This window comes from Pseudomonas sp. GD04091 (assembly GCF_029836165.1).
Lineage (GTDB): Bacteria > Pseudomonadota > Gammaproteobacteria > Pseudomonadales > Pseudomonadaceae > Aquipseudomonas.
Genome location: NZ_JAOEBG010000033.1, coordinates 40,543 through 51,208 on the forward strand (window position 1 = coordinate 40,543; position 10,666 = coordinate 51,208).

The window sequence follows — 10,666 nt, forward strand, 5'->3', positions numbered from 1 at the left end:
TCCTGTCAGTAGGCGATGCGAATGTCGTTGAACCCCAGATCGCTGGCCTGTTGCGGCGCGTCGACCTCATCGAACAGCAGGCGATGGATGCGCCGGGCGCTGGCCTGGAAATCGCTGGCGCCCAGGCTGCGCAGGTCGTACTGGTGGCTGTGGACCTCGGCCCGCACCCGGCCCGGGTGCGGCGACAGCAGCAGGATGCGGTTGCCCACCACCAACGCTTCCTCGATGGAATGGGTGACGAACAGCAGGGTGAAACGCACCTCTTCCCACAGCAGCAGCAGCTCTTCCTGCATCTTGCGCCGGGTCAACGCGTCGAGCGCGGCGAACGGCTCGTCCATCAGCAGGATCTTCGGTTGCGTGGCCAGTGCCCGAGCGATGGCCACGCGGGCCTTCATGCCGCCGGAAAGGGTATGGGGATAAGCATCGGCGAAGGCGGCCAGGCCGACTTTCTCCAGATAGTGCAGCGCCCGCGCCTCGGCTTCGGCGCGCTTGAGCTGGCCGGACACCAGCAACGGGAACATGACGTTCTGCTTCACCGTCTTCCAGGGTGGCAGCTGGTCGAACTCCTGGAACACCACGATACGGTCGGGCCCAGGGCCGCGCACCGCCTGGCCCTGGAGCAGGATCTGCCCTTCGCTTGGCTCGATGAAGCCGGCCACGGCCTTGAGCAAGGTGGACTTGCCGCAGCCGGAGGGGCCGAGCAACACGAAGCGGTCGGCGCGGTCGACTTCGAAGCTGACCTGGTGGGTGGCCCGCACCACGCGCTGGGCGGTGCGGTATTCGAGGCTCAGGTTATCCACCGCCAGCAGCGGTGGGGTGGCGACACGGCTCAGGTTGCTGGCCGTGTGGCCTGGCAATGGGGCGGTCATCGGCGATCAGCTCCCTTGCAGCGGGCGTTCGTCCTGGAAGAAGTAGTCCTTCCACGACTCGGGCTTGTTCTTGATCGCACCGACCCGGTAAAGGAAGTCGGCCAGCTTGTAGGTGTTCTTCGGGGTAACGGTGAATTCGTACTGCGGATTGTCGATCAGCTTGATCAGCGTGTCGCGGTCGATCTTGGCCTTGGTCACGCGGATGTAGGTGTCGGCGGCGGCGGCCTTGTCGTTCTGGGCGAAGTCGGCGGCTTCGGCCAAGGCATCGACGAACGCCTTGTAGGTCTTGGGGTTGTCCTTGCGGAATTTCTCGGTGGCGAACAGCAGGGTCGGCGAGTTGGGGCCGAGCAGGTCGTAGCTGTTCAGCACCACGTGCACGTTCTTGTTGGCCAGCGCCTGGTCCTGGAACGGCGGGTTGGAGAAATGCCCGTTGAGCTCGGTGCCACCGGCCAGCAATGCCGCCGTGGCATCCGGATGCGGCACGGCCAGGGTGTACTTGTCGAGGCGGTTGTATTCCTTGTCGCCCCACTGCTGGGCGGCGGCGTACTGCAGGAAGCGCGACTGCACCGACACGCCGACCGCCGGCACGGCGATGCGGTCCTTGGCGGAGATATCGGCGATGGTCTTCACCTCGGGGTTGCTGCTGACCAGGTAGTACGGGAAGTTGCCCAGCGAAGCCACGGCCTTGACGTTCTGCCGGCCCTTGGTGCGATCCCACACGGTGAGCAGCGGACCGACCCCGGCACCAGCGATGTCCACCGAGCCGGACAGCAGCGCGTCGTTGATCGCCGCGCCACCAGACAGCTGGGCCCAGTCGACCTTGATGTCGATGCCCTGTTCCTTGCCGTGCTTCTCGATCAGTTGCTGGTCACGCACCACGTTGAGCAGCAGGTAGACGATGCCGAACTGTTCGGCGATGCGGATCTGGCCTTCGGCGTGGGCCACGGTCGGGGCTGCCAGGCTGCCGAAGACCAGGCTCGCGCCCAGGCCGATGCTTGCCGCCAGGCGGCTGATGGAGTTGCGCATGATGATGTTCCTCGGTCGTCAGAACGGGGCGTCGCCCTGGATGGTGGTGCGGTACAGCTTGCGGCGCAGGTGCGCGGGGCAGCCGGTGGCCAGGTGGATCAGCGAACGGTTGTCCCAGAACACCAGGTCGTGTGGCTGCCAGGAGTGGCGGTAGATGTTCCGCTCGAGCACGCTCAGGGCGTACAGCTGCTGCAGCACGTCACGGCTTTCATCGTCCGGCAGGCCGACGATACGGGTGGTGAAGCCCTCGCTGACGAACAGTGCCTTGCGGCCGTTTTCCGGATGGGTACGCACCACCGGATGGATGACTTCCTGGACCTGGGCCAACTGCTCGGCGGTCAGGGTCGGACGCCAGTTGCCTTCGAACTTGGTCTCGGCGTATCGGGCGGTGTAGGAGTGGGCGGCGCTGCGCCCCTCGACCACTTTGCGCAGGGCGTCGGGCACGGCGTCCCAGGCTTTGTGCATGTCGGCGAACAAGGTGTCGCCGCCCTCGCTGGGCAGCTCCTGGGCGTGCAGCATCGAGCCCAGGCTCGGCAGTTCCTTGTACGACAGGTCCGAGTGCCAGAACTTGCCGGCATCGCCCAGGCCGACGTTGCGACCCTCCTCGACGATGTTGGAGACGATCAGGATCTCGGGATGGCCGGCGAGCAGGAACTGCTTGAGCACATGGATCTGCAGCTCGCCGAAACGGCGGCTGAAAGCAATCTGCTGTTCGGGGGTGATGCGCACGTTACGGAACACCAGGACGTGATGGTCCAGGTGGGCGCGGTGGATGCGGGTGAAATTTTCGGCGTTGACCGGCCGGGACAGGTCGAGGCCGACGATCTCGGCGCCGACGGCGCCGGGGAACGGGCGGATTTCAAAGGATTGCGGCAGGGCGCTGTCGATGCTCGACAAGGCGTTCGAGGCGGCTGGCATTGTTCACTCCCACGCAGTGCGCGACTTCAGGGCGCGCAACGATCGGAAACGCACGGGGACTGCCCGTGTGGGTTCGAGTCGTGCGGCGCGCCGATTGGTCGGCGGGTACGCAGTGGGGGTGACTATAAAGTCATAAGAACATGATTTTAAATACCGTTACGGCATATCCATATGAAGGGTCGCACTTCAGGCCATGCACTGTCCTGCCGGAGCGGCCTGTGTCGCGAAAGGGCCGCAAAGCGGCCCCGGCAATTTCTGTCTCGACGTAGATCCTGGGGCTGCGTTGCAGCCCTTTCGCGACACAAGGCCGCTCCTACAGGGATCGCGCAGAGACGATCAGCGCTCGCGCAGGGCTTCCGAGCGCGCCTTGATGATCGGCTTGAGCAGGTAGCTCATGATGGTCTTCTTGCCGGTCATGATGTCCACCGTGGCCACCATGCCCGGGATGATCAGCAGCGGCTTCTCGTCGGTGCCCAGGTGGCTCTTCTCGGTGCGCAGCTTGATCAGGTAGTAGGTGGTCTTCTTGTCTTCGTCGGTGATGGTGTCGGCACCGATCTGCTCGAGCTTGGCCTTCATCCCGCCATAGACGGTGTAGTCGTAGGCAGTGAACTTGACCGTGGCCTCCTGGCCTGGGTGCAGGAAGGCGATGTCCTTGGGCAGGATCTTCGCCTCGACCACCAGAGTGTCGTCCAGCGGCACGATCTCGATGATGTCGCTGCCCGGCTGGATCACCCCGCCGATGGTGTTGACCAGCAGCTGCTTGACGATACCGCGCACCGGCGAGGTGACCATGGTGCGGTGCACGCGGTCATCCAGTGCCTTGCTGGTGGCGGTGGCCTTGTTCAGCTCGGTACGGGCCTCGTTGAGCTGGGTCAGGGCATCGCTGCGGAACTTGCCACGGGTCTCTTCGATCTTGCTCTCGACCTCCTTGATCGCCGCCTCGGCACGGGGGATCGCCAGGGCGGTGGAGTCCATCTGGCCACGGTTCTCGACCTCGGCGCGGCGCAGGCGCAGCACTTCGACCTGGGAAATCGCGCCCTGGGCCACCAGCGGCTCGGACATGGCGATCTCCTGGCGCAACAACTGCAGGCTGTTGGCGTACTGGGCACGCTTGGAGTTGAACTCGCGCAGCTCCTGCTGCTTCTGCACCAACTGCTGCTGCAGGCCGCCGATCTCGTCCTGCAACTGCTGGCGCCGGCTCTGGTACAGCGATTGTTCGTTGGCGGCCTGGCTCGGCGCGGCCTTGCGCAGCTCTTCGTCGATCTGCAGCGGCTTGTCCTCGACCTCGGCCGTCAGGCGCTGCACGCGCAGGGCCATGGCCAGGCGCGAGGCCTCGGTCTCGCCGACGTTGGAGGCGAAACGGGTTTCGTCCAGGCGCAGCAACGGCTGGCCGACTTCGACGATCTCTCCTTCCTTGGCGAAGATCTCGGCGACGATGCCGCCTTCGAGGTTCTGGATCTTCTGCACCTTGGACGACGGGATGGCCTTGCCCTCCCCACGCGTGACCTCGTCGATGGGCGCGACGCTGGCCCAGACGATCAGGAACAGGAAGAAGGCGATCACGCCCCAGATGGTCAGACGCACCACTCGCGGCGCGTCCTCGATCAGCGCCTTGTTGACCTCGGGCAGGGGCTGCCCGGCAAGCGACTCCGAGCCTTTGAAATAACGGCGCAGGTTGTCCTTGAAACGCCCCATATCCAGCTTATGCAACACTGATCTGCCCCTTCTTCAGCGCATCCATGACGGCGGCTTTCGGGCCATCCGCGACGATCTGTCCACGATCGATGACGATCAACCGATCCACCAGCGACAGCAGCGAGGCGCGGTGGGTGACCAGCAGTACGGTCTTGCCCTCGACCACCGCTGCCAGGCGCTGCTTGAGGCGCTCCTCACCGGTGTTGTCCATGGCGCTGGTGGGTTCGTCGAGCAGCAGGATCTGTGGGTTGAGCAGCAGCGCGCGGCCCAGGGCGACGTTCTGCCGCTGGCCGCCGGAGAGATTCTGGCCGCGTTCGCCGACCTGCAGCTCGTAGCCGTCGGGGTGCAGGCGGGCGAATTCGTGCACGCCGGCCAGCTCGGCGGCCTGCAGGATGAGCTCGTCCTCGATGTAGCGGGCACCGCTGACCAGGTTGTCGCGCAAGGTGCCGGCCAGCAGCTGGATGTCCTGTGGCACGTAGCCGATGTTGTGGCGCAGTTCGCTGACGTCGATCTGGCGGATGTCCACGCCATCGACCAGCAACGAGCCGTTGTCCGGCTCGTACAGGCCGACGATCAGCTTGGCCAGCGAGCTCTTGCCCGACCCGCTGCGGCCGATGATGCCGACCTTCTCGCCCGGGCGGATGGTCAGGTTGATGCCCTTGAGGGCCTTGTTCTGCTGGTTCGGGTAGGTGAACTCGACGCCACGGAACTCGATGGCGCCCTGCAGCACCTGGCGGCTCAGCGGGCGCTCCTCGAAGTTGCGCTCCTGGGGCAGCTCCATCATCTGGTCGGTGGCGACCATGGTGACCTTGGCCTGCTGGTAGCGGGCCAGCAGACCGTTGAGCTGACCCAGCGGCCCGAGGGCGCGGCCGCTGAGCATGTAGCAGGCCACCAGGCCGCCCATGCTGAGGTTGCCGTCGATGATCAGGTAGACGCCCACGCAGATCATCGCCACGCCGGCCAGCTGCTGGATCAGCGCGGTGATGTTCATCGCCAGGCCCGACAGCACCTTGACCCGCAGTTCCAGGCGGCTGAGGGTGCCAAGGGTCTGCTCCCACATGTACTGGCGCTCGCTCTCGGCGTTGTTGACCTTGACCGCGTCCAGCCCGGCGAGGGTCTCGATCAGGCTCGACTGGCGCTCGGAGGCCAGCGCCATGGTGCGCTCCATGGTGGACATAAGCGGCTTCTGCAGGGCGTAGCCGATGCCCAGGGCCAGCGGGAAGGCCAGGATCGGAATCCACACCAGGTGCCCGCCGATGATGGCGATCACGATCAGGATCAGCAGGGTGAACGGCAGGTCGATCAGGCTGGTCAGGGTCAGCGAGGCGAGGAAGTCGCGCAGGCCCTGGAACTCGTGGATGTTCTGGGCGAAGCTGCCGACCCGCGCCGGGCGGTACTTCATGGCCATGCCGACGATGCGCTCGAACAACGTCGCCGAGATGATCAGGTCGGTCTTCTTGCCGGCCAGGTCCAGGCAGAGGCTGCGCAACCCCTTGAGAATCAGGTCGAAGACATAGGCGCCGGCAATGCCGACCGCCAGCACCCACAGCGTCGAGGTGGCCTGGTTGGGCACCACGCGGTCGTACACGTTCATCACGAACAGCGGCGCGGCCAGGGCGATCAGGTTGATCACCAGGCTGGCGGCGATGGCATCGATGTACAGCCATTTGCTGCGCAGCAGGGTGTCGCGGAACCAGGAGCGCGCGCGCGGGATCAGGTTGCCGTGGTTGACGTCGAACTTGTGCTGCGGCTGAGCGAAGAACACCTTGCCGCTGTAGTCGCCCAGCAGCGCCTCACGGGTGACGTGCACCTCGCCGCCATCGCTCTCGCTGAGCAGCAGGCGGGCGGTGTCTTCGTTCTCCCAGCCGAGCAGGACGGCGCAGCGGCCCTCCTTGAGCAGGAGCATCGCCGGCATGGCGATGCTGGGGATCTGCTCGAGCTTGCGCTGCAGCAAGCGGCCCTGCAGCCCGGCCCGGGCGGCGGCGCGGGGCAGCAGCTCGGCGGTCAGGCGTTGCGCGGGCAAGGGCAACCCGGTGGTCAGCATGGCCCGGCTGGCGGGCTTCTGATGCAGGACACACAGGGTCAGCAGACTGTCCAGCAGCGGGTCGTCATGCTGACTGCGTGGATCGTGGCTGAGTTGGACTCGACTGACTTCGGATTCCACGCGGCGCTCTCTTCATCCTTGCGGTTTAGGTCAAGGCGCGCCTGGTCAGTTCATGCCTGGCAGGTTCACCTTGGGTTTCAGATCGTTCTGCACAACGGATGCCATCGGGGCTACGACACCCTGGCTCTTGAGCAGCTGGCCAATGGTCGCCTTGATTCGGTACTGAGTAAACATTTGAATGTTTTTCACCTCTACCAGACGACGCTGGGCGGTGAAGGTTTCATTCTCGCTGTCGAGCAGGTCGAGCAGGGTTCGCTCGCCCAGGCCGAACTGCTGCTGGTAGGCGCTGCGCACCCGGTTGCTGTGATCGACGTACTGCTGGGCGATCGGCACCTGGGCGTTGGCGTTCTCCAGAGCATTCCATGCCAAGCCTAACTCCTCATTGAGTTGGCGCAAGGCGTTGTTACGAATGTCCAGTGCCTGGTTGGCCAGATACGACTTCGATTCCAGGTCCGCCTTGTTACTGCCGCCGGCGTACAGGTTGAAGTTCATGCGCAGCATGGCTTGCCATTCATTGTTGTGGCCGACGGCGCCGTCGAGGTTGTTGTCGGCCGTTCGTCCGAGTTCGGCATCGAAGCGCGGATAGAACGTAGACTTTGCCGCCTCGTATTGCTTCTCGGCGGCGGCGATGTCCGACTCGGCCGAGCGCAGGATCGGGCTGTCTTCGACCAGCTGATGGCGCGCTTCGTCGAGGGAAGCCGGCAGCAGGTCGACAAACGGCGCAGGCGTGCTTAACTGGTCGGGCATTTGCCCGACGACGCTCAGGTAGTTGGTGTTGGCGTCAGCCAGGTTGGTCTGTTCGGTGAGCAGATTGTTGCGGGCCTGGGCCTGGCGCGCCTCGGCCTGGTCGAGGTCGGCCATGCGGCCGACGCCACGACTGGTACGCAGCTTGATCTGATCGAGGATACGGTCGTGATTGCGCAGGTTTTCCTCGGCCAGGCGCACCATTTCACGGCGTGTCAGCACGTCCAGGTAAACCTGGGCCACGGTCAGCGCGGTGCGCTCGGAGGTCCCCAGCAGGGAATAGGCGCGGGCATTGACGGTGGCCTGTTGGCGGCCGACCTCGCTGGAGGTGGCAAAACCGTCAAAAACCATTTGCCGCAGGCGAATGGCCGATTCACCACGGTTCAGCGTCTCCCAGCGATTGCGGGTGCTCGGGCTGTCGGTGCCCTCACGACCGTAACCGGCTGTCACATCCACCCGCGGCAAATAGCCGCCCTGGGCGGCACGCAGCTGGTGGTCGGCAGCCACGCGGGCGTTCACGCCGGCCTGGATTTCTGGATGCACCTCGAGTGCCTTCTGCATGGCTTCGGGCAAGGTTTGTGCTTGAGCGAACGAGGCGGCGAGAGCGAAAGGAAGAGCGGTGAACAGTGACGCACGCATTTTTACTGGTTCCCGAGAGAGCTGTTGTCCCAAATCACAGCCGAAGCTGTGCCTGCCTTGGAAAATGGCAAACCCTGATCCTTGTGTAGGAAGCTTCCGAATAGGCAGTGCGATTAATACGAAAGAAAGGGCTGTAGGCGGCCAAATATCAATGTGACATTAGGTTGGCGATTGTTTAGGATGGCAGCCATAAGGTCAATAGTTTGGCATAAAGTTAATTGCCAATAGTTATAGACGTAAAATTGACGCAATTAAGCGTCAAAACATTATTGAAACATTCCATCAGTCGCCGCCTTCGAATGCCGGCCAGGCATGGAAGCCAACTGAACGGGTAGTCCGGAGAGTCCAATGAGCACTGTTGTTGCCATCGTCAAAAGCATTGTTGGCCAAGTCATCGCAGTTTCCCCAGAAGGCATCCGGCGCCTGCTGATCGAAGGCGACCGCCTGTTTGCCGGCGAACAGGTCGATACCGGCATGGGCGGCGCGGTCACCCTGGAGCTGGCCGATGGCCGCCTGCTCGACCTCGGCCGGGAAACCCAGTGGAGCGCCGACACCCCTGACAGCAGTACCGACCTGAGCCAGGCCACCGCCCAGGCAGCGCCCTCGGTCGAAGAACTGCAACAGGCCATCGCCGCCGGCGCCGACCCGACCACTGAACTGGAAGCCACCGCGGCCGGCCCATCCGCTGCAGGCGGCGGCTCCGTCGGCGGCGGCCACAGCTTCGTGATGCTGCAGGAGACCGCCGGGGTGGTCGACCCGACCATCGGCTTCCCCACCGGCCCCATCGGCTTCGCCACGGGGCAAGGCACCGAGGAAGTGGGCGGGCTGGATGCAAGCAACACCATCACCACCAATGCACCGCTCACCACAGGCCTTACCCTCAGCGCCACCCCCACGATCACCGAGGCGGGTGGCGTGGTCGTCTATACCGCCACCGTCGGCCAGCCGCCGCTGACCAACCTGACCGTGACCCTGTCCAACGGCGCGGTCATCGTGATCCCGGCCGGCCAGACCACCGGCACCGTCAACGTCAATATTCCGGCCAACGACACCCCCTATATCGATGGCGGCCAGATCTCCGCGACCATCACTGGCACCAGCGGCGGCAACGGCCTGATCATCACCCCGGACACCTCCCCGGCGGTGACCCAGATCACCGACACCATCGACACCACGACCGCCACCCTTACGGCCACCCCGAGCGTGACCGAAGGTGGTGTGATCACCTACACCGTGACCCTGACCAACCCGGCCCAGACGCCGGTGACCGTCACCCTGTCCAATGGCCAGACCGTCACCATCGAGGCTGGCAAGTCTTCCGGCAGCGTCGATTTCCAGACGCCGGACAACGACGTCTACAACAACGGCAGCACCGTCAGCACCACGATCACGGGGGCAACGGGCGGCAACTTCGAGAACCTGGTGCCGAACACGACGCCAGCGCAGACCGTCATCACCGACTCGGTCGATACCACCACCGCCACCCTGACGGCCACCCCGAGCGTGACCGAAGGGGGCGTGGTCACCTACACCGTGACCCTGACCAACCCGGCCCAGACCGCAGTCACCGTCACTCTGTCCAATGGTCAGACCGTCACCATCGAAGCCGGTAAGTCCTCCGGCAGCGTCGATTTCCAGACACCGGACAACGATGTCTACAACAACGGCAGCACCATCAGCACCACGATCACCGGCACTACCGGCGGCAACTTCGAGAACCTGGTAGCCAACCCGGCGCCAGCGGAAACCACCGTCAACGATTCGATCGACACCACGACCGCGACCCTGACGGCCACCCCGAGCGTGACCGAAGGTGGCGTGATCACTTATACCGTGACCCTGACCAACCCGGCCCAGACCGCGGTCACCGTCACCCTGTCCAATGGCCAGACCATCACCGTGAAGGCGGGCGAGTCGAGCGGTAGCGTCGATTTCCAGACCCCGGCCAATGATGTGTTCGTCAATGGCAGCACGGTCACCACCAGCATCACCAGCGCCACCGGCGGCAACTTCGAGAACCTGGTGCCTGACACCACGCCGACGCAGACCGAGATCAGCGACAGCATCGACACGGTGACCGTCAACATTGCCAGCAATGGCAATGTGACCGAGGCCGAGCAGCCGACCTTCACCGTTTCGGTCAGCCAGAAGCTCGACCATGACCTGACCGTGACCCTGTCCAACGGTGCCACGGTGGTCATCGCCGCCGGTCAGACCGAGGTTACCTACAGCCTGCCGGCGCAGGGCGATGACGTGTTCAAGGACGCGGGCTCCGTAACCCTTGGCGTGACCGATGCCAGCGTGACCGGCAAGACCTTCGAAAATCTGCAGCTGGGTGGCGATGCTTCCGTCCAGATCACCGACACCATCAGCGAAGTCGTGGCGACCTTGTCTGCCGACAAGAGCACCGTCAGCGAAGGGGGCCAGGTCACCTATACCGTGACGCTGACCAACGCCCAGGGCCTGTCGGTCACCGGCCACAACGGCCTGACCTTCACCCTGTCCGATGGCACCAAAGTGACCGTTCCGGCAGGCAGTGCGACCGGCACAGTGACCATCACCGCCCCGGATGACGTGTTCGTCGGTGGTCAGCCGAGCATCGTCAACAAGC

7 protein-coding genes are annotated in these 10,666 nt (G+C 64.3%); 1 reads left to right on the plus strand and 6 read right to left on the minus strand.

The features are described 5' to 3' along the window. Positions 1 to 5: 5 nt before the first annotated feature. The 6 genes from N7422_RS25670 to N7422_RS25695 form a co-directional block, all read right to left on the minus strand. The gene (locus N7422_RS25670) at positions 6 to 869 is read right to left on the minus strand and encodes an ABC transporter ATP-binding protein (protein WP_279809145.1); all 864 of its coding nucleotides are present in this window, start codon (positions 867 to 869) and stop codon (positions 6 to 8) included. A gap of 6 nt (positions 870 to 875) precedes the next feature. Continuing rightward, complete coding sequence (locus N7422_RS25675; protein ID WP_279809146.1) at positions 876 to 1,895, minus strand: ABC transporter substrate-binding protein; 1,020 nt, start codon at positions 1,893 to 1,895, stop codon at positions 876 to 878. Positions 1,896 to 1,913: 18 nt separating this feature from the next. Beyond that, positions 1,914 to 2,813, minus strand: a complete 900-nt coding sequence (locus N7422_RS25680) for a TauD/TfdA family dioxygenase (RefSeq protein ID WP_279809147.1) — start codon at positions 2,811 to 2,813, stop codon at positions 1,914 to 1,916. A 336-nt stretch (positions 2,814 to 3,149) separates the two neighbouring features. Continuing rightward, entirely contained in the window at positions 3,150 to 4,508 is a 1,359-nt protein-coding gene (locus N7422_RS25685; RefSeq protein ID WP_279809153.1) for an HlyD family type I secretion periplasmic adaptor subunit, read from the minus strand. Positions 4,509 to 4,515: 7 nt separating this feature from the next. Further along, positions 4,516 to 6,672 (minus strand): type I secretion system permease/ATPase, encoded by a 2,157-nt coding sequence (locus tag N7422_RS25690; RefSeq protein WP_279809148.1) that lies wholly within the window; start codon positions 6,670 to 6,672, stop codon positions 4,516 to 4,518. Between the two features lie 45 nt (positions 6,673 to 6,717). Next, positions 6,718 to 8,055 (minus strand): TolC family outer membrane protein, encoded by a 1,338-nt coding sequence (locus N7422_RS25695; protein WP_279809149.1) that lies wholly within the window; start codon positions 8,053 to 8,055, stop codon positions 6,718 to 6,720. Positions 8,056 to 8,403: 348 nt separating this feature from the next. Between N7422_RS25695 and N7422_RS25700 the strand changes: the two genes are divergently transcribed. Then, on the plus strand, positions 8,404 to 10,666 hold a 2,263-nt coding region (locus tag N7422_RS25700; protein WP_279809150.1), incomplete at its 3' end, for a retention module-containing protein.

Bases quoted from the DNA above. Each gene is read 5' to 3' on its own strand.
- N7422_RS25695 (WP_279809149.1), bottom strand. From the start codon at position 8,055: ATGCGTGCGTCACTGTTCACCGCTCTTCCTTTCGCTCTCGCCGCCTCG.
- N7422_RS25675 (WP_279809146.1), bottom strand. From the start codon at position 1,895: ATGCGCAACTCCATCAGCCGCCTGGCGGCAAGCATCGGCCTGGGCGCG.
- N7422_RS25680 (WP_279809147.1), bottom strand. From the start codon at position 2,813: ATGCCAGCCGCCTCGAACGCCTTGTCGAGCATCGACAGCGCCCTGCCG.
- N7422_RS25685 (WP_279809153.1), bottom strand. From the start codon at position 4,508: ATGGGGCGTTTCAAGGACAACCTGCGCCGTTATTTCAAAGGCTCGGAG.
- N7422_RS25670 (WP_279809145.1), bottom strand. From the start codon at position 869: ATGACCGCCCCATTGCCAGGCCACACGGCCAGCAACCTGAGCCGTGTC.